The 25,578-nt window shown below is 63.2% G+C and carries 26 protein-coding genes; 16 read left to right on the top strand and 10 right to left on the bottom strand.

The window, feature by feature from the left end; translation table 11 throughout:
• Positions 1-113: 113 nt before the first annotated feature.
• The 5 genes from V8V93_RS11310 (at position 114) to epsC (ending at position 4,392) form a co-directional block, all read left to right on the top strand.
• Positions 114-374: a DUF493 family protein gene (locus V8V93_RS11310; RefSeq protein WP_338666777.1), complete on the top strand. Its 261-nt coding sequence runs from the start codon at positions 114-116 to the stop codon at positions 372-374.
• Between the two features lie 109 nt (positions 375-483).
• On the top strand, positions 484-1,338 hold the full coding sequence (gene nifU / locus V8V93_RS11305) for a Fe-S cluster assembly protein NifU (RefSeq protein WP_338666776.1): 855 nt from the start codon (positions 484-486) through the stop codon (positions 1,336-1,338).
• Positions 1,339-1,341: 3 nt separating this feature from the next.
• Positions 1,342-2,538 carry a cysteine desulfurase NifS gene (gene nifS / locus V8V93_RS11300; RefSeq protein WP_338666775.1) on the top strand — a complete coding sequence of 399 codons (1,197 nt, stop codon included), beginning with the start codon at positions 1,342-1,344 and terminating at the stop codon, positions 2,536-2,538.
• Between the two features lie 2 nt (positions 2,539-2,540).
• Positions 2,541-3,461 (top strand): cysteine synthase A, encoded by a 921-nt coding sequence (gene cysK, locus V8V93_RS11295; RefSeq protein WP_338666774.1) that lies wholly within the window; start codon positions 2,541-2,543, stop codon positions 3,459-3,461.
• Between the two features lie 10 nt (positions 3,462-3,471).
• Positions 3,472-4,392, top strand: coding sequence for a serine O-acetyltransferase EpsC (epsC, locus tag V8V93_RS11290; RefSeq protein WP_338666773.1), 921 nt, complete (start codon positions 3,472-3,474; stop codon positions 4,390-4,392).
• 85 nt (positions 4,393-4,477) lie between these two features.
• On the opposite strand, the gene V8V93_RS11285 is transcribed toward epsC, so the two are convergent.
• A complete protein-coding gene (locus V8V93_RS11285; RefSeq protein ID WP_338666772.1) occupies positions 4,478-5,104 on the bottom strand; it encodes a tetratricopeptide repeat protein in 627 nt (208 codons plus the stop codon).
• Between the two features lie 213 nt (positions 5,105-5,317).
• On the opposite strand from V8V93_RS11285, the gene ileS reads away from it, so the two are divergent.
• The 7 genes from ileS to V8V93_RS11250 are packed head-to-tail and all read left to right on the top strand — an operon-like array spanning position 5,318 to position 11,623.
• A complete protein-coding gene (ileS, locus tag V8V93_RS11280; protein WP_338666771.1) occupies positions 5,318-8,134 on the top strand; it encodes an isoleucine--tRNA ligase in 2,817 nt (938 codons plus the stop codon).
• A 7-nt stretch (positions 8,135-8,141) separates the two neighbouring features.
• Positions 8,142-8,630, top strand: coding sequence for a signal peptidase II (lspA, locus tag V8V93_RS11275; protein WP_338666770.1), 489 nt, complete (start codon positions 8,142-8,144; stop codon positions 8,628-8,630).
• Positions 8,631-8,656: 26 nt separating this feature from the next.
• Complete coding sequence (locus V8V93_RS11270) at positions 8,657-8,881, top strand: PLD nuclease N-terminal domain-containing protein (RefSeq protein ID WP_338666769.1); 225 nt, start codon at positions 8,657-8,659, stop codon at positions 8,879-8,881.
• On the top strand, positions 8,878-9,840 hold the full coding sequence (locus V8V93_RS11265; protein ID WP_338666768.1) for a tetratricopeptide repeat protein: 963 nt from the start codon (positions 8,878-8,880) through the stop codon (positions 9,838-9,840). Before V8V93_RS11270 ends, V8V93_RS11265 begins: the two co-directional genes overlap by 4 nt.
• Before the next feature lie 48 nt (positions 9,841-9,888).
• Complete coding sequence (locus V8V93_RS11260) at positions 9,889-10,332, top strand: NIL domain-containing protein (RefSeq protein ID WP_338666767.1); 444 nt, start codon at positions 9,889-9,891, stop codon at positions 10,330-10,332.
• A gap of 15 nt (positions 10,333-10,347) precedes the next feature.
• Entirely contained in the window at positions 10,348-10,866 is a 519-nt protein-coding gene (locus V8V93_RS11255) for a PilZ domain-containing protein (RefSeq protein ID WP_338666766.1), read from the top strand.
• A gap of 19 nt (positions 10,867-10,885) precedes the next feature.
• Positions 10,886-11,623, top strand: coding sequence for a protein phosphatase CheZ (locus tag V8V93_RS11250; RefSeq protein ID WP_338666765.1), 738 nt, complete (start codon positions 10,886-10,888; stop codon positions 11,621-11,623).
• Between the two features lie 74 nt (positions 11,624-11,697).
• Here the strand turns inward: V8V93_RS11250 and mgtE are convergent, their stop codons facing one another.
• On the bottom strand, positions 11,698-13,032 hold the full coding sequence (mgtE, locus tag V8V93_RS11245) for a magnesium transporter (RefSeq protein ID WP_338666764.1): 1,335 nt from the start codon (positions 13,030-13,032) through the stop codon (positions 11,698-11,700).
• A 159-nt stretch (positions 13,033-13,191) separates the two neighbouring features.
• Here mgtE and nadC point away from each other — a divergent pair, with 159 nt between their 5' ends.
• From nadC to nadB, 3 genes are read left to right on the top strand one after another with little or no spacing between them, the layout of a single operon-like run.
• Positions 13,192-14,061 carry a carboxylating nicotinate-nucleotide diphosphorylase gene (gene nadC, locus V8V93_RS11240; protein WP_338666763.1) on the top strand — a complete coding sequence of 290 codons (870 nt, stop codon included), beginning with the start codon at positions 13,192-13,194 and terminating at the stop codon, positions 14,059-14,061.
• Positions 14,062-14,072: 11 nt separating this feature from the next.
• On the top strand, positions 14,073-15,113 hold the full coding sequence (gene nadA / locus V8V93_RS11235) for a quinolinate synthase NadA (RefSeq protein WP_338666762.1): 1,041 nt from the start codon (positions 14,073-14,075) through the stop codon (positions 15,111-15,113).
• A gap of 26 nt (positions 15,114-15,139) precedes the next feature.
• Positions 15,140-16,726, top strand: a complete 1,587-nt coding sequence (gene nadB, locus V8V93_RS11230) for an L-aspartate oxidase (RefSeq protein WP_338670186.1) — start codon at positions 15,140-15,142, stop codon at positions 16,724-16,726.
• Between the two features lie 334 nt (positions 16,727-17,060).
• Here nadB and V8V93_RS11225 read toward each other — a convergent pair whose 3' ends face one another.
• The 7 genes from V8V93_RS11225 to V8V93_RS11195 all read right to left on the bottom strand — a co-directional run bounded on the left by V8V93_RS11225 (position 17,061) and on the right by V8V93_RS11195 (position 23,909).
• Positions 17,061-18,518: a TrkH family potassium uptake protein gene (locus tag V8V93_RS11225; RefSeq protein WP_338666761.1), complete on the bottom strand. Its 1,458-nt coding sequence runs from the start codon at positions 18,516-18,518 to the stop codon at positions 17,061-17,063.
• Positions 18,519-19,886: a Trk system potassium transporter TrkA gene (gene trkA, locus V8V93_RS11220; RefSeq protein ID WP_338666760.1), complete on the bottom strand. Its 1,368-nt coding sequence runs from the start codon at positions 19,884-19,886 to the stop codon at positions 18,519-18,521. It abuts the gene before it with no gap.
• A gap of 165 nt (positions 19,887-20,051) precedes the next feature.
• Positions 20,052-20,708 carry an NAD(P)/FAD-dependent oxidoreductase gene (locus V8V93_RS11215; RefSeq protein WP_338666759.1) on the bottom strand — a complete coding sequence of 219 codons (657 nt, stop codon included), beginning with the start codon at positions 20,706-20,708 and terminating at the stop codon, positions 20,052-20,054.
• A gap of 23 nt (positions 20,709-20,731) precedes the next feature.
• Positions 20,732-21,400 (bottom strand): nitrite reductase, encoded by a 669-nt coding sequence (locus tag V8V93_RS11210; protein WP_338666758.1) that lies wholly within the window; start codon positions 21,398-21,400, stop codon positions 20,732-20,734.
• Position 21,401: 1 nt separating this feature from the next.
• On the bottom strand, positions 21,402-21,719 hold the full coding sequence (locus tag V8V93_RS11205) for a cupin domain-containing protein (RefSeq protein ID WP_338666757.1): 318 nt from the start codon (positions 21,717-21,719) through the stop codon (positions 21,402-21,404).
• Positions 21,720-21,729: 10 nt separating this feature from the next.
• A complete protein-coding gene (locus V8V93_RS11200) occupies positions 21,730-22,512 on the bottom strand; it encodes an ATP-binding protein (RefSeq protein WP_338666756.1) in 783 nt (260 codons plus the stop codon).
• 29 nt (positions 22,513-22,541) lie between these two features.
• Complete coding sequence (locus V8V93_RS11195) at positions 22,542-23,909, bottom strand: 4Fe-4S binding protein (RefSeq protein ID WP_422394364.1); 1,368 nt, start codon at positions 23,907-23,909, stop codon at positions 22,542-22,544.
• 51 nt (positions 23,910-23,960) lie between these two features.
• Here V8V93_RS11195 and V8V93_RS11190 point away from each other — a divergent pair, with 51 nt between their 5' ends.
• Positions 23,961-24,635 carry a Crp/Fnr family transcriptional regulator gene (locus V8V93_RS11190; RefSeq protein ID WP_338666755.1) on the top strand — a complete coding sequence of 225 codons (675 nt, stop codon included), beginning with the start codon at positions 23,961-23,963 and terminating at the stop codon, positions 24,633-24,635.
• 58 nt (positions 24,636-24,693) lie between these two features.
• On the opposite strand, the gene V8V93_RS11185 is transcribed toward V8V93_RS11190, so the two are convergent.
• Positions 24,694-25,542: a substrate-binding domain-containing protein gene (locus tag V8V93_RS11185; RefSeq protein WP_338666754.1), complete on the bottom strand. Its 849-nt coding sequence runs from the start codon at positions 25,540-25,542 to the stop codon at positions 24,694-24,696.
• Between the last annotated feature and the right edge of the window lie 36 nt (positions 25,543-25,578).

Raw genomic sequence — 25,578 nt, 5'->3', positions numbered from 1 at the left:
AAAACCATTTTGTTGGAATAGTTGGTTCTTTGGGGTATACTCCTGCCTGGTTTGACATGCCGGAAACAACCCCCCTATAGACCGTTTCGCTAAAAACGAGACAGGAGAATCTTATGTCCGACAAATCGAAACAATTCAAGCAGGCTCTTGACGAACACCATCAATGGCCGTGCCCGTACGTCTACAAGTTCATTGTCCCGGCGGGGAGTTTCGACCGGTTCCAGGCGCTTTTCGCTTCGGAAAAACTCGAAACCCGCCAGTCCCGGACAGGAAAATATACCAGCGTGACAATGACTTCGACCATGTGTTCCGCAGAAGACGTCATGGCCGTCTACGAAAAGGCGGCCCAGATTCCGGGGATCATGTCGCTGTAATCGGACCTCAAGACTTTACAGTCGGTGCGGTGGGACTTATTGTACAAGAATATGATCGTATCACACTTGTTGCAACTGTTCAGACATCTTCAGCCCTTCCGGAGAAAATATGTGGGAATATACCGACAAAGTTAAGGACCACTTCCTCAACCCGCGCAACGTCGGCACCATCGAGGACGCCGACGGGGTCGGCGAAGTCGGCTCGCTGGCCTGCGGAGACGCCCTGACCCTGTACATCAAGGTCGACGGCGACGGGAAGATCACCGACGCCAAGTTCCAGACATTCGGCTGCGCCAGCGCCATCGCCTCCAGCTCCGCCCTGACGGAACTGCTCATCGGCAAGACCGTGGAAGAGGCGGAAAAGATCACCAACAAGGACATCGCCGAATACCTGGGCGGCCTGCCGCGCGAAAAGATGCACTGCTCGGTCATGGGCCAGGAGGCCCTGGAGCAGGCCATCAAAAACATGCGGGGCGAGGCCCCGTCCAAGGCGGAGCACTCCCACGAAGGCGAACTCATCTGCGAATGTTTCGGCGTGTTCGACGAGGAGATTCTCGAAGCCATCAAGGTCAACGATCTCAAGACCGTGGAGGACGTGACCAACTTCACCAAGGCGGGCGGCGGATGCGGCAAATGCATTCCCGACCTCGAACGCCTGCTGGCCGAGGCCCACGGCGAGGGCGTCTGCCCCACCCCGTCCGACAAGCCCGCCTACCCGGCCGAGGGCATGACCAACATCCAGCGCATGCACCTCATCGAATCGGTCATCGACAACGATGTCCGCCCCAAGCTCAAGGCGGACGGCGGCAACATCGAGCTGGTGGACATCGACCGCGACACGGTGGTGGTCCGCTTCCTGGGCATGTGCTCGGGCTGCCCGTCCAGCCAGGCGACCCTCAACGGGCTGGTGGAAACCGCTCTCAAGGAAAAGGTCGACCCCGGCCTGAAGGTCCGGGAGGGCTGATCCATGGATACCATCTATCTGGACAACAACGCCACCACGCAGGTGGACCCGATCGTGTTCGAGGCCATCAAACCCTATTTCACCGAACTGTACGGCAACCCCTCCTCCATGCACCGCTTCGGCGGTCAGGTGGGGGTTACGCTGAAGGAGGCCCGCGCCTCGGTGGCCGGACTCCTCGGCTGCGAGCCCGAGGAGATCATCTTCACCTCCTGCGGCTCGGAATCCGACAACACGGCCATCCGCTCGGCCCTGAACGCCCGGCCCGACCGGCGGCACATCATCACCACCGCCGTGGAGCACCCGGCCATCCTGAGCCTGTGCAAGTTTCTCGAAAAGAAGGACGGCTACGAGGTCACCTACCTCGGCACCGACGAATACGGTCGCCTGGACCTTGAGGAATACAAGGCCGCCCTGCGCCCGGACACGGCCGTCGTCTCGGTCATGTGGGCCAACAACGAGACCGGCAACATCTATCCCATCGAAGAGATGGCCAAGATCGCCAAGGAGCACGACGTCTTCTTCCACACCGACGCGGTCCAGGCCGTGGGCAAGGTGGACATCGACCTGTCCAAGGTCCCGGTGGACATGCTCTCCCTGTCCGGCCACAAGCTGCACGCCCCCAAAGGCGTGGGCGCCCTGTTCGTGCGCAAGCGTCTGCCCTTCCGCCCCTTCCTCATCGGCGGACACCAGGAGCGCAGCCGCCGCGCGGGCACCGAGAACACCACGGGCATCATCGCCCTGGGCAAGGCCTGCGAACTGGCCCGCGAGCACATGGTCGAGGAGAACACCGAGGTCAAACGGCTGCGCGACAAGCTGGAGAAAGGCCTGCTCGAAGCGGTTCCGGATGCCAAGCTCAACGGCGACCCGGAACACCGCCTGCCCAACACCTCGAACATCTCCTTCGGCTACGTGGAGGGCGAGGCCATCCTGCTGATGATGGACCAGTTGGGCATCGCGGCCAGCTCCGGCTCGGCCTGTACCTCGGGCAGCCTGGAGCCGTCCCACGTGCTCCGAGCCATGGGCGTGCCCTTCACCTTCGCCCACGGGTCCATCCGCTTCTCACTGAGCCGGTTCAACACCGAGAAGGAGATCGATTTCGTCATCGAGAGCCTGCCACCCATCATTAAGAACCTGCGTAAACTCTCGCCGTTTTCGGCGGAAAAACAGGCCCCGGCCTGCACCAAAAGCTTTTCGGAGTAATCATGAAAATAGCCGACACAATGACGGATCTCATCGGCCGGACGCCCCTCGTCCGCCTGAACAGCCTCGCGGACGGCCTCAAGGCCGACGTGGTCGCCAAGCTCGAATTCTACAACCCGTGCGGATCGGTCAAGGACCGCATCGGCGTGAACATGGTCGAGACCGCCCTTGCGGACGGGACCATTGATGAAAACGCGGTCCTGGTGGAGCCGACGTCCGGCAACACCGGCATCGGCCTGGCTTTCATCTGCGCCGTCAAGGGCATGCGCCTGATCCTGACCATGCCCGAATCCATGTCCACGGAACGCCGCAAGCTGCTCCATGGGCTGGGCGCGGAACTGGTTCTGACCCCGGCCGCCGAGGGCATGAAAGGAGCCATAGCGCGGGCCAGGAAGATCGTCGAGGAGACGGACAACGCCTTCATGCCCATGCAGTTCGAGAACCCGTCCAACCCCGAGACCCATCGCAAGACCACGGGCCCCGAGATCTGGGAGGACACGGACGGCAAGGTCGACATCTTCGTGGCCGGCGTGGGCACCGGCGGCACCCTGACCGGCGTGGCCGAGGCCCTCAAGGCCCGAAATCCCGCAGTCCGGGCCGTGGCCGTGGAGCCCGACGCCTCCCCGGTCCTGTCCGGCGGCGAGCCCGGCCCCCACGCCATCCAGGGCATCGGCGCGGGCTTCGTGCCCGGCACGCTGAACACGGACATCATCGACGAGATCATCCGAGTCAAGAACGACGACGCGATGGAGATGGCCAAGCGGCTCATGCGCGAGGAAGGCATCCTCTGCGGCATCTCGTCCGGGGCCAACTGCGCGGCGGCCCTGGAATTGGCCCGACGCGAAGAAAACGCGGGCAAGATGATCGTCTTCATCGTCTGCGACACCGGCGAACGGTACCTGAGCACCCCGCTCTTCAGCTAGAGGAGATTCCATGACCAGTGAAGACTACACATTGGCGGATGTGGTCGCGCTCCTCGTGGAGTCCGGAGACAAGGGCCCGCGCTCGCACCGCAGGGCCGGCGAGGCGCCCATGCCCTCGGTAGACATCCTGCGCGGGATCGTCGAGGACCTGCGCTGTGTCCTGTTTCCCGGCTATTTCGGTCCGTCCGAGATCACCCCGGACACCATGCCCTACTACATCGGCTCCACCCTGGACCAACTGGAACGCAAGCTCGCGGACCAGATCAACCGGGGCTACTGTTTCGTCTGCGACGCCACCACCACAGAACGGTGCAACGACTGCGAGCAGCGGGCCAAGACCATAGCCAAGAAATTCATCACCAAGCTGCCCGAAATCAGGGAGTACCTGCTGTCCGACGTGCAGGCGGCCTACATCGGCGACCCCGCGGCCAAGACCCACGGTGAGACCATCTTCTGCTACCCCTCCATCCGGGCCCTGACCAACCACCGCATCGCCCACGAGCTGTACGAACTCGGCGTGGACATCATCCCCCGGATCATCGGCGAGATGGCCCACTCGGACACGGGCATCGACATCCACCCCGGCGCGACCATCGGCAAGTCCTTCTTCATCGACCACGGCACCGGCACGGTCATCGGCGAGACCTGCATCATCGGCGACAACGTGCGCGTATACCAGGGCGTGACCCTGGGGGCCAAGAGCTTCCCCAAGGGCGATGACGAGATGCTCATCAAGGGGCTGCCCCGCCACCCCATCGTGGAGGACGACGTGATCATTTACGCCGGAGCCACCATCCTTGGCCGGATCACCATCGGCCGCGAAGCGGTCATCGGCGGCAACGTGTGGATCGTGCGCGACGTTCCGGCAGGGGCGCAGATCGTCCAGACGCGCGCCCTGGAACAGACCTTCGAAAACGGCGCGGGCATCTGATCCTTCCTGATTCCATTATTATAAAAGCAAATAAAAAAGGAGGCATGGATATCCATGCCTCCTTTTTCTTCATGCTAAACTTTAATTATTTTTCCAGCTCTCGAACCATGTCGGCCACGGACTGCCCAGTGGGCGACTTGGCCTCGGGGTTGATGGCCAGGACCCCCTTCCAGGTCTTGAGCGCGGACGCCGGGTCATTCAGATCGTGGAGGTAGACTATGCCCATGTTGAACCTGGACGTGATGTGGCTCTTGTCCAGGGCGGCGGCGTGGCCGAAGGCGTCCACCGCCTTGTTGAACTGCTTGGTGCGCCGGTACATGACCCCCAGGTCGGACCAGACGTTGACCTCGTTGGGGCGCAGTTCCAAGGCCCGCTCGTAGGCATTGACCGCCCGTGCGGGCAGGTTGTGGTCAAAGCAGAAATTGCCGAGCTGTATCCACAGGTCCGCGTTGGTCGGATCGGCGGCCGCGGCGTTTTCCATGCTGGCCAGCGCCTCGGGATCGGCCGAATGCGGCACCGGAGACTCGGTGGGGGTGGCCTGGGTGGACACGTTCACCCGCTGATCCCGCTGCCCCACGTAGAGCATGGTCACGGCGTTGCCGATGAAGGCCCCGAGCAAAACACCCAGGGCCGCCAGCATGACGGCCGAACTCTTTTTGACGTACTGGTCCTTGCCCTCGGCCGCCTCGCGTTCGCGTTTATGTACTCCCATCATCTCTCCTGATTCACGTTTTTTTCAGTGCCGGACCTTGTCGTCCACCTGTGACAAAAGCACGTTTCGCAGGCTGTGTAAACATTGTGCAACCCCCGGCCCAGGCCGTGCAATGCTTGACTTCCGGCCCGGCTTATACCAATCTACGCCGTCTCATAAAAACGGACACTATCATCTAAAGAAATATACGGTTCCCGGAGGACTTGAAAACCCATGAGCGATTACAAAAAAACCTTGCTCCTGCCCAAAACCACGTTTCCCATGAAGGCCAACCTCAAGCAGCGCGAACCCGAAATGCTCAAGTTCTGGGAGGAAATCAAGGCCTATGACGAAATGGTCGCCGCCGGAGACGCCGACGACAGGTACGTGCTGCACGACGGTCCTCCGTATGCCAACGGCCACATCCACATGGGCACCGCCCTGAACAAGGTCCTCAAGGACATCATCGTCAAGTCCAGGAACATCCAGGGCCAGAAGGCCGAGTACGTGCCCGGATGGGACTGCCACGGGCTGCCCATCGAGCACAAGGTCGAGCAGGAGCTGAAGAAGAAAAACAAGGAACTGGACACGCTGACCATCCGCAAGATCTGCCGTTCCTACGCGGCCAAGTGGCTGGACACCCAGCGCAAGGAGTTCAAAAGACTGGGCGTGTTCGGCGTCTGGGACGACCCGTACATGACCATGAAACCCGAGTACGAGGCGGCCACCGCCCGTGAACTGGGCCGGTTCATGGAGCGCGACGGCGTGGTCCGGGGCAAGAAGCCCATCTACTGGTGCTGCGACTGCCGCACCGCCCTGGCCGAAGCCGAGGTGGAATACGAGGACCACACCTCCCCGTCCATCTACGTCCGTTTCCCCATGGCCGATGAGAATTTCAAGAAGATCGCCGACATCGACGTCTCCAAGCTGTACATCCTGATCTGGACCACCACCCCGTGGACCATCCCGGACAACATGGCCGTGGCCGTGCACCCGGATTTCGACTACGTGCTGGTCAAGACGGGCGACGCCTACTATGTCCTGGCCGAGGCTCTGCTCGAATCCTGCGCCGCCAAGTTCGGCTGGGAATCGTACGAGATCGTGGCCACCTTCCGGGGCGCCGAAATCGAGGGCATGCAGGCCAAGCACCCCCTCTACGACCGCCCGTCCCCAGTGGTCCTGGCCGACTACGTGACCTTCGACACCGGCACGGGCTGCGTCCACACCGCTCCGGGGCACGGCCGCGAGGACTTCGAGACCGGCCTGCGCTATGGGCTGGAGATCTACTCGCCCATGAACGACCGGGGCCAGTTCCTGCCCGAAGTCGAATTCTTCGCCGGACTGAACGTCTGGGAGGCCAACCCCAAGGTCATCGAGAAGCTGACCGAGGTGGGCAACCTGATGGCCTCAGAGCAAATCACTCACTCCTATCCGCACTGCTGGCGCTGCAAGCAACCGGTCATCTTCCGGGCCACCACCCAGTGGTTCATCGGCATGGATGAGAACGACCTGCGCAAGCGCGCCCTGGACGCCATCCGCAACGAAGTGCAGTGGGTCCCGTCCTGGGGCGAGGAGCGCATCTACTCCATGGTCGAGAACCGGCCCGACTGGTGCATTTCACGCCAGCGCAACTGGGGCGTGCCCATCTCCGCGCTGATCTGCGAGGACTGCGACGAGACCTGGTTCGACGCCCAGTGGGTCTACGACATCTGCGACAGGTACGCCAAGCACGAGACCGGCTGCGACTACTGGTTCGAGGCCCCGCTCGAGGAGATCGTGCCCGAGGGGCTGACCTGCCCGAAGTGCGGCGGGAATCACTGGAAGCGCGAGACCGACATCCTGGACGTCTGGTTCGATTCCGGCACCAGCTACGCCGCCGTGGTGGAGCAGCGCAAGGAGACCCGCTTCCCGGCCGACCTGTATCTGGAGGGCTCGGACCAGCATCGCGGCTGGTTCCATTCCTCCCTGCTCGCCTCGGTGGGCACACGCGAGGTGCCGCCCTACAAGACCGTCCTGACCCACGGCTACGTTGTCGACGCAGAGGGCCGGAAAATGTCCAAGTCCATCGGCAACGTCCTCGCGCCCCAGGAGATCATCGACAGGTTCGGCGCGGAAATCCTGCGCATGTGGGTCTCGGCCTCTAACTACCAGGAGGATATCCGCATCTCGGACGAGACCCTGAACCGGTTGGTGGACGCCTACCGCCGCATCCGCAACACCTGCCGTTACCTTTTGTCGAACCTGAACGACTTCGACCCGGCGCACAAGGTGGACGTGGCCGACATGCCGCCGCTCGACCGCTACGCGCTGGACATGGTCGTGCGCCAGCACGACGCCATCCGCACGGCATACCGCAAATTCGAGTTCCACAAGGTCTACCACACCCTGCACAACCTCTGCGTGGTCGACCTGTCCGCCTTCTACCTCGATATCATCAAGGACCGCCTGTACGTGGAGGAAGAGGACGGCCTCAAGCGCCGTTCGGCCCAGACCGTGCTCTGGCAGATCCTGCTCATGCTTCTGGAGGATATGGCCCCGGTCCTGTCCTTCACCGCCGAGGAGGCCTTCCAGGACCTGCCCGAGGGCATAAAGGCCGCCCTGCCCCAGGACAAGACGGTCTTCGCCCTGCGCTTCGCGCCCGAGCGGCCCGAACTGTCCGACGCAGAGCGCGACCGCTGGGAAAAGCTGGCCCTGGTTCGGGCCGAGGTCAACAAGGCCATTGAGCCCAAGCGCAAGGACCGGGTCATCGGCAAGTCCCTGGACGCCCAGGTGACCCTGTATGCAGACAAGGACATCCGCGAGCTGGTCTCCACCGAGGACATCGACCCGCGCGAGTTCTTCATCATCTCCAAGCTGGTCCTGGACGAACCGGAGAACGCCCCGGCGGACGCCTACGTAGGCGAGGACCTGGCTGGTCTCAAGGTGGCCGTGAAGGCCGCGCCGGGCGAGAAATGCGAACGCTGCTGGCGCATCGCCGAGGACTTGGGCACCGACCCGGAATACCCCGACGCCTGCCCGCGCTGCACCGCAGTGCTGAAGACCCTGGGCTAGGACGGCCATGAACCGATACAAACTGGCAGCGACCTGGGCGGCGGGTACGGTGGTGCTCGACCAGATCACCAAGCTCCTGGTGCACAACCTCATGCAGCCGTGGACCGGCCGGGAAATCATTCCCGGCCTGTTCAACCTGGTCCATGTCCTGAACAAGGGGGCGGCCTGGGGGTTCCTGGACGACGACAACATCGACTGGCAGCGGCCCCTGTTCATCGTCGTATCCCTGGTCGCCGTCGCCGTCATCGCCTACATGATCCGGCTGACCAGAGACGGAGACCGCTGGATGATAGCCGGACTCGGCATGATCGCGGGCGGAGCCGTGGGCAATGCCATCGACCGCATCTGGCTCGGTTCGGTCATCGACTTCCTCGATTTCTACGCGGGCAGCTACCACTGGCCCGCGTTCAACGTGGCCGACAGCGCTCTGACCGTGGGCGCGGGCTGCATCATCGTGTCAACGCTGCTCAACCGCAGGGACACTCGAAGGGCGTGACGCCCTTACCTCAAGGAGAACGTACCATGTTCGCAGACTTCTCGGCCCTGACCCCGACCCAGTGGGCCATCGTGCTGATTGCCGTCGGCCTCTGCTTCGCCTTCAGCGCCTGGTCCATCCTGGACGTCTGGAAGCGGAACTTCGAATCCTCGGCGGAAAAGAGCCTGTGGATGCAGATCTGCATTTTTATTCCCATTCTCGGCGCTCTGACGTATCTTTTCCTCGGCAGAAAAAGAGGGAGCTTACAATGAAGATGAAAATTGTCAGTCTTTTCGGTATAGTTTTAATCCTCATCAGCCTGTCGGCCCTGGCCGGCTGCGCCACCAGAACCGATGTGGAGGCCATGCAGTCCGACCGGCAGCAGGACCTCAACCGCATCCGCCAACTGGAGGCCGAACTGGCCGAATCCAAGCAGCAGCTCAAGGCCGAAATCGAGAAATCCAATGACCCGTTGCGCGAGCGGTCCGCCGATATGTGGGCCGAAATCCAGTCCCTGCGTGCCGACATCGCCAAGATGCGCGGCGAGGTGGACAACCTGAACATCCGCATGGACCGCCAAGTCGGCGCGGCCGACTCCTCCGTGACCGTGCAGGAACTGGCCCAGCGGCTGTCCGAGGTGGAATTCGCCATGGTCAACGAACTCCAGGTGGACCTCCCCAAAATCAACAAGGATAACAACGCCGCTGCGGCCACCGGCGTGACGGCCGCGACGGCCCCGGCCGCCGCAGCTCCAGCCGATGCGCCCGAGGAAGGCGCCCCCGCCGCCCCGGCCAAGACGGTCGAGGTAGGCAAGCCCGGCGCCGCCGCCGACCAGGCCGCCCCCCCGGCGGACACCGACCCGGCCAAGGCCCTCTACGACAAGGCCTACGCCCTGTACAAGGAAGGCAACTACGAGCGCGCCCGGTCCTACTGGGCCGAGTTCACCGACACCTTCAAGGGCCACGCCTTCACCCCCAGCGCCGTGTTCTGGCAAGGCCAGTGCTACTACATGCTCAAGGACTACGCCCGGGCCGTCATCCTCTACGAGGACGTCATCGAGAAGTACCAGAAGAGCTCCAAGTACAAGGCCGCCCTGCTCCGCTCCGGCTACTCCTGGGAACACCTGGGCAAGCCCGAGCTGGCCAAGATGCGCTTCGAGGAAATCATCAAGAAATTCCCCAAGTCCGTGGAGGCCACCCAGGCCAAGCGGTCGTTGGACAAAATGAAATAATTGCGGCCCCCGCGTCGCACGTGCCATAGAGGCATTCAGGACAGTCCCATGAACGAAGTCAAGAATGGTTTCAGGAAAATCGTCTACCTCTCCTTCCCCCCGGAGGTCTCCGGCAGGCCCGTGGTCTGCAATCTGCTGCGCAAGTTCAACCTGAGCTTCAACATCCTCAAGGCGGACATCTCGCCGCGCCATGAAGGGACCATGACTCTCGAGGTCTCGGGCCGGGAGGACGAGTTCCACAAGGGTATCGGCTACCTCAAGGAAAACGGCGTGCGCATCACCCCGGTGGCGCACAAGATATTCCGCGACGAGGAAGCCTGCATCCACTGCGGAGTCTGCACCGCCATGTGCCCCACGGACGCTCTGTCCCTGGACCGCGAAACCCTCAAAGTCGTCTTCGACGTGGACAAGTGTTCGGCCTGCGGCATGTGCACCCGCGTCTGCCCGGTCAAGTGCATGACGCTCGACCTGGATGAGAACGGCAGGCCCTAAACCCGAGGGGGTTCCATGAGTGAAGAGAAACGTTCGTTTTCGCGGATACAGGTCAGGCTGAAGGCCCAGGCCCGGGTCATGGAGTCCATCGACTCGCCCCAGCTCTTCACCAGCGACACCATGCCCCAGCCGATCACCCGCGAGGACTTCGTCAAGAAAAGCAAGCTTCCCGAGGAAGTGACCGGCTTCCTCGTGGAGATGGACCGCAAGCTCGACCAGATCATTTCCATGCTCGGACAGGACACGTTCAAGGTCGACTTTTCCCTGCCCGTGGAAGTCATGGAGATTTCCGCCGCCGGCGTGAAATTCCGTTCCGCCAGGCAGTTCCATCCGGGCGACCCCCTGGAACTGATCATCTACCTCAGCCAGACTCCCCTGCGCCTTGCCGGCAGCAAGGGGCGCATCCTCGACCAGGAACCGGACACCGGCCTGTACCGCTTCGAATTCGTGGACCTGCGCGGATCGGACATGGAGGCCATCGTGCAATTCGTCTTCAAGGAACAGCGGGAACAGATCCGCAATTCCAAAATGTAGCCTCTCCCGGAGAACACGCATGACCAGCAACGAAGAATTGGTAAGGGAATTGATGGACAAGGTCTCCGACGAGCTCGTCAGCACCCTCAAGGGGACCATCGCGACCGCCGTCGAAAGGGAGATCGCCCGGAACCTCACCAAGGCGCTGATGGAAGGCGAATTCTACCGCAGGGTCAACGAAGACCTGCAGGGCGGCCTCAAGAAGATCTACCAGGAGGTCAAGGCGGCCAGGGGCGGCACCGAGATCAAGTGCATCACCTCGGACATCGACCCCGAGGAACTCTTCTCCGAGACCTCGGACCAGCTGGACGCCGTGCTGAAGACCACGGAAAAGGCCGCCGTGGAGATCATCGACATCGTCGAAAAGCTCCAGGACCTCCAAGGCTCCGTGTCCACCATCGTCAAGGGATTTGAATCCGGCGGCGTGACCAAGGAGGACCGGGAGCGGCTCAAGGAGATCAACAACACCCTCGGCACCGACCTGTCCAACATCATGGTCTCGCTGAGCTTCCAGGACCTGACCGGGCAGCGCATCAAGCGGATCATCCACTCCATCCGGCAGATCGAACAGATCGTCCGCGAGGTCATGCTCTCCACCGGCCTGATGATCCGCCAGCGCGAGGTCGAACCGGAAAAAGATTTCGAGGCCTTGTCCCTGGAGGCCCGAAACGAGGCCACCTCCAAGCTCCAGGGCCCGTCCGAAGGGGCCAACCAGGACGACGTGGACGACCTGCTCGCCTCCCTCGGCCTGGACTAGCTTTCGTGCAATCGAGACAAAAGGGGCGCCCCGGAAATCCGGGGCGCCCCTTTTGTCATCCGTGCAGGGTCTCCTCAGTGGAGCAGGACCAGCCCGGCCAGGCCGAGCAGGATGAAGAAGCCCATGGAGTCCGTGATGGTGGTCAGAAAGATGCTCGACGCCTGGGCGGGGTCGCGTCCCAGTTCCTTGAGCAGCAGGGGGATGGACGCCCCGGCCAGGGCTCCGAGGAGCATGTCCAGCCAGAGGGCCGACCCCATGACAGAAGCGAGCAATATCTTGTGGGTGGCCGCAAAGACCACGCAGAAGACCAGGGAAGAGATAATCACCCCGTTCAGAAACCCGACGCGCAACTCGCGAACCACGGCTATCCAGGCCCGTTTGCGGTCGAAACGCTCCATGGCAAGCTGGCGGATCATGACCGCCAGGGCCTGTTGCCCAGTATTGCCCGCCTGGTTGGCGACCACGGGCATGAGCACGGCCAGCACGGCCATCTGGGTTATGTTGCCTTCGAAAAGATGGACCACCCAGGCCGACACGGCCGAGAAGACAACATTGAGGATCAGCCAGGGCAGACGCACACGCACGGAATAGAGCCACGGAGAGTCCGTGGTCTCGTCCGCGCCCGCGCCGACCATGGCCTGCATGTCCTCGGAGGCCTCTTCATGGATGATGTCGATGACGTCGTCGACCGTGACCACGCCGAGCAGCCGATTGCCGAAATCGACCACGGGCAGGGCCAGAAAATTATAGTGGGCGATGAGGTGAGCCACCTCTTCCTTGTCCACGTTGTAGCCCACGGAGATGAGGTTCTGGGTCTTGACCAGGTCCTTCAACTGCGCGCCGCGCCGGGCCAGCAGCAGGTCGCGCAGAGAGAGCACGCCCACCAACCGGTCCTTCTTGTCCACCAGGTAGGCGTAGTATGGAATCTCCTTGTCCTCGACCTCCTCGCGGATCTTGGCCACGGCCTCGTCCGCGGACAGGTCCTGGTCGAGGATGACAACCTCGGTGTTCATGACGCCGCCCGCGGTGTCCGGATCGAAGGTCAGCAGCGTCTTCAACTCCGCGCGATCCTCGGCCGCTACGCGGCTGAGCAGAGCCCTTTGCAGGTCGTCGCTCAGGCCGTCCAGAAGATCGGTGGCGTCGTCCGGGGCCATTTCCTCGACTATACGGGCGGCCAGCCCCCGGTTCAGGTTGCTGATGAGCGCTTTTTGGTCAAGGTCGTCCATCTCCGCGATGGACTCGGCCGCGTCCTTGATGGGAAGTTGCTTGATGAACTTGACCTGATCGGCAATATCCAGTCCTTCGATCGTCTCGGCGGCATCCGCGGGATGCTGCGATTCGAAGTCCACGGCCGCCATGCCGTCCATTTCCTCCTCATTGCGAGGGGTGTATTCCTCTTTCACGCTCATGGGCTGGATACCTAGCCCAAATCGAGCTCCAGGTCAAAGAAATCGAACTTGGACAACGTGATATTAATGTGAAATATTTCATCAACCGGCGCGCCCCTTGACGAAAGATCGTCCGTGCCTTACTTGCCAACATTACTCTGCAAATATATGGAAGTAACCATGCCCACCAATCTTTTCGACGAATTTTTCCAGTCCGAGGCCAGAATGTTCCTGCTGGCCACCATCCGCATAGCCCTGGCAGAGGACGGCTCGGACCTGACCAGCCAGGGGCTGTTCACCGATTCCGACATGGCCCAGGCCATGATCGTGGCCAAGCAACAGACCGTTGTGGCCGGCCTGCCGATCATCCCGCTCGTGCTCGAGTTCGGCGGTCAGGAGTGCCAGGTGCACCTCAACGTGGATGACGGCGAGACCGTGTCCGAAGGCACCATGGTCGCCGCCATCCAGGGCCCGGCCAGCCAACTGCTCAAGGCCGAGCGGGTCATGCTCAACTTTCTCTGCCACCTGTCCGGCATCGCCAACATGACCGCGCAGTACGTCCAGGCCCTCAAGGGCACCAAGACCACCCTGCTCGACACGCGCAAGACCCTGCCCGGCCTGCGCTTCCCCGAGAAATACGCGGTCCTGGCCGGGGGCGGCAAAAACCACCGCCTGACCTTGTCCGACATGCTCATGCTCAAGGACAACCACATCGACCGGGCCGGGTCCATCACCGAGGCCGTACGCCAGCTCCAGACCGTCCACTCGCCCTGCCCGCCCATCGAGGTGGAATGCCGGACGCTCGAAGAGGTCGACGAGGCGTGCAAGTGCGACATAAAGAGGATCATGCTCGACAATATGGACGCGGAGACCGCCAAGACCGCCCTGTCCATGGTCCCCGACGCCATCGAGACGGAAATCAGCGGCAACGTCTCCCTGGAAACCATCCGCGACATTGCCGAGATCGGACCGGACTTCATCTCCGTGGGCAAACTGACCCACTCCGCGCCCAGCTCCGATTTCAGCATGCAATTCGTGCCGTTGCGATAAAGAGGAACACTGTGGAAAACGCCAAGGAAACCATCTTTCGGATCAAGGACGAGCGGGGCGACTCACTGGCCATTCTCGGCCATCACTACCAGTCCGACGCGGTCATCGACTGCACGGACATCCGCGGCGACTCCCTGGAGCTGGCCCGCAAGATCAGCGGCCTGACGGCCGAGCACGTGGTCTTCTGCGGGGTCTACTTCATGGCCGAGTCCGCCGCCATCCTGAGCCGGCCCGGCCAGAAAATCCACATCCCGGACGCCACCGCCACCTGCCCCATGGCCGACATGGCCGAAGCGGGCCGCGTGCGCAAGACCCTGGGCATCCTGGAGGAAGGCGGGCGCAAGATCGTGCCCCTGACCTACGTCAACTCATCCGCGGCCGTGAAGGGCGTGGTCGGCGAACACGGCGGCTCGGTGTGCACCTCGGCCAACGCCAAGGTCATGCTCGAATGGGCGCTCACCCAGGGCGACGCCGTGCTCTTCCTGCCCGACCAGCACCTGGGCAACAACACCGCCGACGTGCTCGGCATCCCCGGGGAGGACCGCCTGCTCCTGCCCCGCGACGTCATCCACGGCGACCCGGCCCTGGCCGTCAACCCGGACGCGGCCGAGGGCAAGAAGCTCATCCTCTGGCCCGGCTTCTGTCCCATCCACGTGGAGTTCACCCTGAACGCCGTACGCCGCATCCGCAAGATCGAGCCCGAGGCCAGGATCGTGGTCCATCCCGAATGCGACCCGGCCATCGTGCGCGAGGCCGACGGAAACGGGTCCACCACCTTTCTGATCAAATACGCGGAGGAGGCTCCGGCCGGGTCCACCGTGTACATCGGCACCGAAGAAAATCTGGTCAAACGGCTGGCCGCCCAGTACGCGGGCTGCAAGACCATCAAGCCCCTGCTCACCGCCCTGTGCGAGGACATGGGCAAAACCACGCTCGCGAATCTCGCGCATACCCTTGAAACCCTCGACACCGCCGCGCCCGTCACGGTGAGCAACGCCGTGAAGGAGCCCGCCAAGCTGGCCCTGGAGCGCATGCTCGCCGTTTGCTCCTAGGCGGACATGGTGCTACACCAATGGCCATGAATCACTTTCGTTTGCAATCAGACGCGTTAATCATTGGTTCCGGCATTGCCGGTTCCGTAGCCGCCCTCACCCTGGCCGACCAGGGGCGCGACGTCATCCTCATCACCGCCGGGGCCGACCTGAAAACCGGCAATACTTCCCTTGCCCAGGGGGGCATCGTCTACCGCAACGAGCAGGACGATCCCAAAATCCTGGAAAAGGACATCATGACCGCTGGCTGGAAGCACAACTACAGCCGCGCCGTCCGCCATATCGCCCGCAAGGGACCGGAAGTGCTGAAGGAACTCTTTCTCGAAAAGTACAAGATTCCCTTCAACCAACGTAAACCGGGCGACTGGTACCTGACCCGCGAGGGCGGCCACAGCCTGCCCCGCATCCTCTACTGCGACGACCACACCGGCAAGAATATCATGGATGTGCTGGCCGAGGCCGTGCTCAAGCATCCGAACATCCGCGTGCTGACCCAACGCACGGCCATCGACCTGCTGACCACCCAGCACCACGCCCGACACCTGGATTTCAAGTACAACCTGTCCAACCAGTGCGTGGGGGCCTACGTCTACAACGACCAGGTAGGTAAGGTGGAGACCATTCTGTCCAAATTCACCATGCTGGCCACCGGCGGCATCGGGCAGATTTACCTGCACACCACCAACACCAGCGGCTCCATCGGCTCCGGCCTGGCCATGGCCCACCGCGCGGGCACCCGGCTGATGAACTGCGAATACGTGCAGTTCCATCCCACGGCCCTGTACGGCGGCAACAAGCGCGGCGAACGCCGCTTCCTGGTCTCCGAGGCCGTGCGCGGCGAGGGTGCCGTCCTGGTCAACTCGCGCGGCGAGCGCTTCATGCCCCGCTACGACCCCCGCGCCGACCTGGCGCCCCGCGACATCGTCACCCGGGCCATCATGGACGAGATGCTCAACACGGACGACGACTGCGTGTACCTGGACTGCTCCGGGATCAAGCAGGACGTGGACACCCGGTTCCCGACCATCTCCGGCCAGTGCCGCAAGATGGGGCTGAACATGGCTACGGACCCGGTCCCCGTGGTCCCGGCGGCGCATTACTTCTGCGGCGGCATCCTGGTGGACAGCCGAGCCCGCACCACCCTGGACCAACTTTACGCGGCCGGGGAATGCAGTTGCACGGGCGTGCACGGGGCCAACCGCCTGGCCAGCACCTCGCTGCTGGAAGGCATGCTCTGGGGGCACTCCGCCGGACACGACATGGCCATGCGTCTCAACCGCACCTCGGGCCTGTCCCGCAAGCTCCTGGACTCCATCCCCGACTGGGTGCCGCACGGCATCCGCGACGAAGACCCGGCCCTCATCTCCCAGGACTGGGCCAACATCCGCAACACCATGTGGAACTACGTGGGCGTGTCGCGGTCGAGCAACCGCCTGAACCGCGCCTTCGTCGACCTGCGCAAGCTGACCAAGAACCTCCAGAACTTCTACCGCGAAACAGCGCTGAGCAAGTCCATCATCGATCTCTTCCACGGCTCCCAGACGGCCTACATCATCACCGTGGCCGCCCTGCGCAACAAGGAAACCAAGGGCTGCCACTACCGCATCGATTAGTCCGCGCAAGCGCCTTGAGACAGCAAAACGACCCGCGCCGTCCCTCCGGACGGCGCGGTTTTTTTTGACGCTGAATTGCCGTGACGAGGCAGCCGCACCCGCCTAGTTCCTGTCCGCAACCAACCGTCTCCCCGGTTGTTTCACCAGCTTGCGGCCTCTCTTCCGCCCTCTGCGGGCTTCCTTCACGTCCAGATGACGCGTTTGAAGGAAGCAAAGGCTATCTCTCCCGCCGTCGCCCGTAGACCGTTGTGGGACAACGAGCCTGGATAAAGTCTAGAGAATATCTAGACTTTTAATGGCGCAGTTTTGATGGAAACGGCGGGTTCCCGCCGGGCTATTTGCGCCAGAACTCGGGCACGAAGAGGATGATGACGGTGTAGATTTCCAGCCGTCCCAGGACCATGCAGAAGGTCAAGACCCACTTGGCCGTGTCCGGCATCCAGGCGAAGTTGTCCGTGGGCCCCACCCCGCCGATGCCGGGGCCGATGTTGCCGATACAGGCGAGCGACGCGGCAAAGGAGGTGACTACGTCCACGCCCGTGGAGGCGACCACGAAGGCGGCCAGGACGAGCAGCCCCACCCACAGGAAGGCGAAGCCCCAGACCCCGCTGATGACGTCGTCCTTGACCACGGTGCGGCCCATCTTGACGTGGCTTACCGAGCGCGGGTGGATGAGCCGGAAGAGTTCCTGGTAGGATTGCTTGAAGAGCAGCATGATGCGCATGACCTTCATGCCGCCGCCCGTGGACCCTGCGCACCCGCCCACGAACATGCAGAACAGCAGGATGGCCTGGGCCAGGCCGGGCCACAGCTCGTAGTCCGCCGTGGCGAACCCGGTGGTGGTCAGGATGGAGGCCACCTGGAACGAAGTGTAGCGTACCGCGTCGGCCGGGTTGTCGTAGTTCCCCGCAACGAGGACGGTGATGGTCAGGATAACCACGAAGGCCAGAACCATGCCCGCAAAGACCCGGAATTCCGGATCCTTGAGCATGGCCGACGGCTTCCACTTGAGGACCAGGTAGTGCAGGGAGAAATTCACGCCCGCGATGAGCATGAACACGGTGATGACGTAGTCTATGTACGCGGAATTGAACCCGGCCACCGAGGCGTTCCTGGTGGAGAACCCGCCCGTGGCCATGGTCCCGAAGGTATGGCACAAGGCGTCGAACAGGTCCATGCCCCCGAACATGAGCAGCACGGTCTCGGCCGCGCTGAACAACAGATAGACCTTCCACAGGGTCATGGCCGTGTCCTTGATGCGCGGCTTGAGCTTGTCCGGGGACGGGCCCGGCACCTCGGCCTTGTAGAGCTGCATGCCGCCCACGCCGAGAAACGGCAGGATGGCCAGGGACAGGACGATGATGCCCATGCCGCCGAGCCAGTGGGTCAGGCTGCGCCAGAAGAGCAGCCCACGCGGCACGGCCTCGATGTCGGCCAGCACGGACGATCCGGTGGTGCTGAACCCGGACAGGGACTCGAACACGCAGTCCACCACGGACTCGAAGGTTCCGCCCAGCCAAAACGGCAGCCCGCCGAAGCCCCCGGCCGCGAACCAGCCGAGCGCCACGATGGCCATGCCCTCGCGGTGGGTCATGATCGAGGCCTTGTGCGAGCGGTCGCGGAAGACCAAAAAGGCGGTCCCGCCCATCAGGACCGTAATGGTCATGGACATAGCCAGGGGCGTGGCCGTGCCGTCGCGGTAATAGAGCCCCCAGGCCAGGGGAAAGGCCATGGTCAGGCCGACACAGGCCACCAACGCCCCGATGACGTGCAGGACGTAGCGCCAGCGCATCTAGAAGAACTCCACCTTGGTGGTCAGGACCCGCTCCACCTTGGAGATGTTCTGGCGGGTGGAGATGATGATCAGCCGGTCGTTGGGCCGGACCACGGAGTCGCCGCGAGGGATGACGACCTCGTCGCCGCGCTGGAAGCACAGGACCAGGCTTCCCCGGGGAAACCCGAGGTCCTTGACCGCCTTGCCCACGATGGGGGAGTCCTCCTGGGCCACGGCCTCGAGCGCCTCGGCCTCCTCGCCCTTGATGGACACCGAGGAGATGATTCTGCCCCGCCGGATGAAATGCAGCAGGGAATTGATGGCCGATAGCCTGGGGCAGACCACGTAGTCGATGCCGATGGGCTCGATGAGCGGCATGTACCCGAAATTGTTGACGCGCGTTACCGTACGCCGTGCCCCGAGGGATTTGGCCAACAGGCAGGACAGGATATTGGTCTCCTCATCGCCGGTCACGGCGATGACCATGTCCATGTCCTGGATGTTCTCCTCGCGCAGGATCTCCTGGTCCGTGGAGTCGCCCATGAGCACGATGGGCCGGTCCAGGTGCTCGGACAGATACTCGCAACGCTTCTGGCGGTTCTCCAGGAGCCGGGTGTGGTAGTACTTGTTGTCCAGGGCCTTGGCCAGACGGAAGCCGATGTTGCCGCCGCCGATGATCAGGACCTTGCGCACCGGATCGTCGGCCACACCCAGGCGGGCCATGATCTCCTCCTGGTCGCGGATGTCGCAGACGAAATAGGCCAGGTCGCCCTTTTTGAGCACGTCCAGGCCGCTGGGGATGATCAGCTTGTCGTTGCGCACGATGGCCGCGATGACCAGCCCCAGGTCGTCGCCGATCTTGTCGCGCAGATGGATGAGCTGGCTGCCCATGATCGGGCTGTGGTCCGGCAGATGGAGGCCGATGAGCCGGATCTTGCCGCCCGCGAACTCGTTGATCTCCACCGCGCCGGGCGCGCTCATGAGCCGCAGCACCGAGTTGACCACCTCCTCGTCGGGATTGATGATCTTGGTGATATTGGCCCCGCGCTCGGTGAGCAGGTGCCCATAATCCGTATACATTTCGCTGCGGATACGGGCCAGCTTGGTCACGCCGTCGCTGAGCATGTTGGCGTAGTAACAACTGATGAGATTGATCTCGTCGGAGTCGGTCACGGCCAGAAAGATGTCGGCCTCGGCAATGCCGGCCTGTTCGAGGACTCTGGGACTGGACCCCGAGCCCTTGATGGTCTGGACGTCCGAACTCTCCGCGACCTTGCGCAGAGCCTCGTCGCTGGTGTCCACGACCACGACTTCCTTGTTCTCCACCGCCAGCCGCTGGGCGAGGTGGTAGCCGACCTCACCGGCGCCTATGATGATGACCCGCAAATGACGCTCCTTCATTGAGTGGAAACCAGTCTATCTCTACCCATGTTTTCGTGCCAGCGCAACACCGCACCGACCGGATCGGCCCAATGATATCCGGCCGTTAACAAACGGCGGGCGGCCGCGGAAACCCGCAGTCGCCCGCCCTTTCGCAGTATGCCCGCCGGATCAGAGGATGGCCGCCTTGACGGCGTCGATGCCGACCTTTTGGAGCATCCTGGCCGCGCGCATGCGCTTGCCGCCGTTTTCGCGGTAATAGTCCAGGAAGCGGCGGACCAGCTCCACGGCCTCTTCGCGGGTCAGGTTCTCGGCCACCTCGTCGGCGATGCGCGGCTTGCCCGAGGCATTGCCGCCGACCACCATGGTCCATCCCTTGGGCTTGCCGATAAGGCCCACGTCCCGTACGTAGCTCTCGGCACAGCACATGGGGCAGCCGGACACGCCGACCTTGAGCTTTGCGGGCAACTCCGCGCCAACGAACATCTCCTCCAACTCCAGGCCGAGCCCCAGGGAGTCGCGCACGCCGAACTTGCACACCGAGGTGCCGGGGCAGGCCTGCACGTAGTGGACGCACAGCCCCACGGCCGGGCCGATGTCCATCTTGAGGTCATCCCAGACCTGGTCCACTTGCTCCTTTTCGAGCCCGACCAGGGCGATGCGCTGGCCCGAGGTGATCTTGATGATCGGTATCTCGAACTTGCGGCCCACCCTGGCGATGGCCTCGAGGACGTCCGGAGTGACCAGCCCCACCGGAGTCCTGGGCACGATAGCGTAGGTCTTCTTGTCGCGTTGCAGGATCGCACCCTTGGGGGTTTCATCCGCCATGGCAAACCTCCTTTTCGCTGCGGTCAGCGCTCGTTGAACGCGGCTTCCCTGACCGCGTCGAGGCCGACCCGTTCCACGAACCGGGCGGTCCGCTCCTTCTTTTTGCCATTCTCCGCGTATAATGCAAGCGCCCGCCCCAGAATGGCGAAGGCCTCGTCCTCGGAGACGTCCTCGGCCAGCACGTCGCCCTGGCGGACCCGTTTGCCCGCGTTGCCGCCGAAAACGACGGTCCAGCCGCGCTTGCGGCCTATCAGGCCCACATCGCGGACCATGGACTCGGAACAGCACATGGAGCAGCCCGAGACGCCCGCCTTGACCTTGGTCGGCATAGTGAAGGTCTCGAGCAACTCGGAGAGCCGGACGGCCACAGACTGAGAATCCTGCTGACCCAGCTTGCACCCGGCGGTCCCGAGGCAGCCCAGCGCCTTGTGCCGGTAGGCAGCGCCCACCGCGCCCAGGGCCTCGATCACGGCCTCAAGCCTGTCCTCGGGCACGCTGTCGATGAGCAGTTGCTGCCCGGCGGTGATGCGCACCTGGGGCAGGCCGTTGTCCTGCACCACCTTGGTGATGGCGGTCAGCTGTTCGGCGTCCAATATCCCGCCATGCATGCGCGGGATCACGGTGTACGTACCGTCGGCCCGGGGCCGGACGGCCTTCAAGGGGAGCGTGTCGATGTATTCTTTAATGTCCATATCAGATCGGAGGGGCTATGGTTACGAGGACCCGCATGTCGGTGATCGCCCGGACGCCGTGGGGTTCGGCTATTTGGGAGACCAGCACGTCGCCGGGACGGGCGGGCATGGCCGCGCCGTCCGCGCCCAGAAACTCACCCTCGCCCTCAAGAATCGTCAAAGTCAACTCCCCTTCCAGGTCGTGGGAGTGCACGGGCAGCTTCTGCCCGGCCCGGAAGTTGAAATTGATCACCTTCATGAACTCGGACTCATGTACCAGATAGTTCGAAAAGGTTAAATCCTTGAACCCATGAACTTCAAACAATTCAATCTTCTTCATAGGATACTCCTTAAATATCAAATTCCAAGGTTACCGTCCGCAGTACGGAACCGGTGCGGCTCACGGTTACACGCTCAGTGGGCACGGACTTGCCCGCCCGCTTGACCGCCTCGTTCAGGATGGCGCTCATGGACGAACAGCACGGCACCTCCATCTCCATGACGGTGATGGAGTTGAGATCGTTTTCCGAAATGATCCCGGCCAGCTTCTCCACGTACTCCATCTGGTTGTCGAACTTGGGACAGCCCATGAGGACCACCCGGTTCGGGACGTAGTCGCCGTGATAGGTCGGCATGGCCACGGGCACGCAGTCCGCGGTCAGGAGCAGGTCCGCGTTCTTGAGGAACGGGGCGTTGGGCGGCACCAGACGGAGCTGCACGGGCCAGTGGGACAAGGCCGAGCCGCCGCCTTGGGCCGTGGGGATGTTGGCCTGCCCGCACGGGGTCATGGTCTTAAGCGCCGCGCCGGGACAGCCCCCCGCCGGAGACTTCGGCGCATTCAGGCGCAGGGACTCGGGTTCGGGCATGTGGTCCGGAACCTCGCGGCCCTGAGCCTTGAGGTGCTCGGTCACGGCATCGGGGTCGAAGTCGGCGGCCTCGCGGACCTCCACCTTGAGTGCGCCCGTGGGGCAGTCGCCCAGGCAGGCACCCAGGCCGTCGCAGTAGATTTCCTTGACCAGCTTGGCCTTGCCGTCGACGATGGCCAGGGCCCCTTCGGCGCAGGCGGGCACGCACTGGCCGCAGCCGTTGCACAGTTCCTCGTTGATGGTGATCATCTTGCGCTGGTGTATCATTTCTCTATCCTCTCTTTTTCCTTATGGTTCTATATTCTGGCCACGCCGAGAAACACGGCGTGGAGACTGACGGCCAGGACGATGAACGCGGCCCTGGCGGTTTCACGGGAAAGACCGGGAAAGGCATAGCCTATCCGCTTGTGCGCGCAGGCCGACACGCAGTCGCCGCACAGGGTGCAGGACAGGGCCGGACGGCCCAGAGCCACCCTCTCCTCATCCAGGGCGTTGTACCGGCAGCGGGTGAAGCATGCCCCGCACCTGGTGCAGTCCGCGTCGATGCGCACGCGCCAGGGCGAGATGCGCCCGAAGATGTTGCCCACGAGCCCCATGGGGCAATAGGCGGTGCAGTGGACCATCATGCCCCGCCTGCGCGAGACGAAAAGCATCACACCCACGCCCACGAGCCCGAAGGCGGCCCCGAAGAGCACGGCGCTCGCGCCCGGTACGCCGAGGGCGCGCAGGGCCAAAGCCGTGCCCACGGCCAGGACCAGGGTCCCTGCCCGGCCCCAAAGACTCAGGATGCGCAGGGCCTTGGACGGGGCGGGCCTCGGTCCGAGACGGCTCATGGCGTCGTCCCAGGCTCCGATATAGCACAGATGGCTGCACCATGCCGGGCCGACCAGGAGCAGGGTCGCTCCGAACAGGACGAGCATGAAGTACCCGCCCCCGCGAAAGACCGGACCGGCGGCGATCAGGGCCGGGACCGGGAGGTGCAGGGTCCCGGTCATGAGCATGCGGTCCATGCCCAGGAGCCCCAGAGCCAGTTGCAGGAAGAATACGGCCGAAAACAGCCCCCAGATGCGGGGACGGACCGTCCGGTGCCCCTTGGGCGTACGCATCATCGCGCCAACCCATTGGGCGTAGCAGCCGAGCAGGAAAATTTCGAGCCAGCCCCAGCCTGACAGGTAGCGGTCCGCCAGCAGGATGGGGAAGTCCACGTGGCTCCGGGCCATGGCCAACCCGAAGACGGTGAGCAGGAACATGGCCGCGCGGGGCACGGCCCACTCCCTGTCCCGATCGAACCAGCCGTCGAGCCTCCGGCCGATCAAGGCGATCAGACCCAGTCCGTCCAGGACGATGACTCCGCCCATGATCCAGGCCAGCCGCAGCCACGGCAGCTCGAAAGCCTGGCGGAAGGCGATGAAGTCCACCGTGGCCCGCGCCCAGACCACCCCGCCCCAGAGCAGCGCGGCCACAGCCACCGGACGCGCCCAGGCTCGCCGGGCGAAGAGCAGCCCGGCCAGGGCCACCTGGGAGGCGGCCAGACCGAAGTCACCCTGGCGCAGGCCGTGCGCCCCGAACAGAAGCAGTGCCGCGACGGGCAGGATCAGGCCGTATGGCTTCAGAATTCCGTTTTCCATGGCCCCAGTATGGACAATCCTTTTGACCTCGGCCATGACTTAGGTCAAATTATCCGTCTCGCATGAAAATATGGAGAAAATAATTTTATGGACAAGTTGGCCGCCGTACGGGACGTGACTTTTTTCCGGGGACTGCCCGATGATCAACTGGCCAAACTGGCCGACCTCGCCGTGGTGAAACGGTACGACAAGGGGGAGACCCTGTTCCTGGCCGACGTCCCGGCCGACGGCTTCTATTCCCCGGTCACGGGCCGGGTCAAAGTCTTCCGGACCTCCCCGGCGGGCAAGGAGCAGATTCTGCACGTGTTTGGTCCGGGCGAGGCCGTGGGCGAGGTGCCGGTCTTCGAGGGCGGGACCTTCCCGGCCCAGTGCGAGGCCGTGGAGCCGTGCGATGCCCTGTTCTTTCCGCGAAGCGGGTTCCGCAACATCCTGCGCGACGACCCGGACCTGGCCATGCGGATGATGGCCATGCTCTCCCAACGGCTGCGCATTCTGGTCAACAAGATCGACGACCTGAGCCTCAAGGAGACACCGGCCCGGGTGGCCGCCCATCTCCTGCTCCTGCGCTCGTCCACCGACTCCGACACCTTCCGCCTGGACCTGCCCAAGGGCCAGATCGCCCTGTACCTCGGGACCATCCAGGAGACCCTGTCGCGCATCTTCAAGCGGTTCACCGACGAGGGGCTGATCAACATCAAGGGCCGGGAGATCACCATCCTGGACGCCGATCGGCTGCGCGATCTGGCCGACGAGGGACGCTAGACGCAAAAAAAGGGGAGCCGAGCCGACTCCCCCCTCTCCTTTCTTCCGTTCACGGACCTCAATGATCGTACTGCTTGGCGTATTCCGCGTCGTTGTACATCCCCTCTCCATATTCCTTGCGGCCGTAGTCGGCGACGATGGACTGTCCCTCGGGCGAGGCCAGGAACTTGATGAACTCCACGGCCAGTTCATGGTTGGGCGCGCCCGCGGGCGAAGCCAGGGCGTGATAGGTATTGATGAGCATGGGGTCGCCCCGGAACAGGATCTTGATGCGGTCCATCTCCTTCTTGCCCATGATCCAGGTGGAGCTGTCGGTCATGAAGTACCCTCGGTCGGCGTTGGCCCGCTTCAGGGTGGCCATCATGAACTCCTTGGTGACCGCGTACCACTTGCCCTCGGGCTTGATGCCCGCCTTCTTCCAGATGGCCAGCTCCTTCTTGTTGGTGCCGGAGTTGTCGCCGCGCGACAGGAAAAGCGCCTTGGCCTTGGCGATGCGGGCGTAGGCGTCGGCCGCGTCCTTGGCACCGGCGATGCCCGCCGGATCGTCTTTGGGGCCGACGATGTAAAATTCATTGGAGCCGATCAGGGTGCGGTCCACGGCCCAACCGTCGGCCACGGCCTGTTTTTCGGCAGCAGGCGCATGGACCATGCAGGCGTCCACGTCGCCGGCCTTGAGCAAACTCAGGGATTTGCCGGAACCGGCCTTGACCCAGCACATGGTGGTGCCGTGCTTGGCGTTGAAGGCATCGGCCAGGACCTTGAGCAGGCCGAGCTCGCCCGGAGACCCTGTGGCCAACTTGTAGACCGTGCCCCCGTCGCCGTAGCTCTGCGTACAGGATACGTCCCCGGCATACGCGCCGCCGATAAGGAGCAGAAACATCAACGAGGTCAGCAACAATCTCTTCATAATCAACTCCTTGAACAGGTTAAAATGTAAACGATA

Origin of the sequence: Pseudodesulfovibrio sp. 5S69, from assembly GCF_037094465.1 — a bacterium.
GTDB classification, from domain to species: Bacteria; Desulfobacterota; Desulfovibrionia; order Desulfovibrionales; family Desulfovibrionaceae; genus Pseudodesulfovibrio; species Pseudodesulfovibrio methanolicus.
This window is presented reverse-complemented; position numbering and strand designations above follow the sequence as displayed.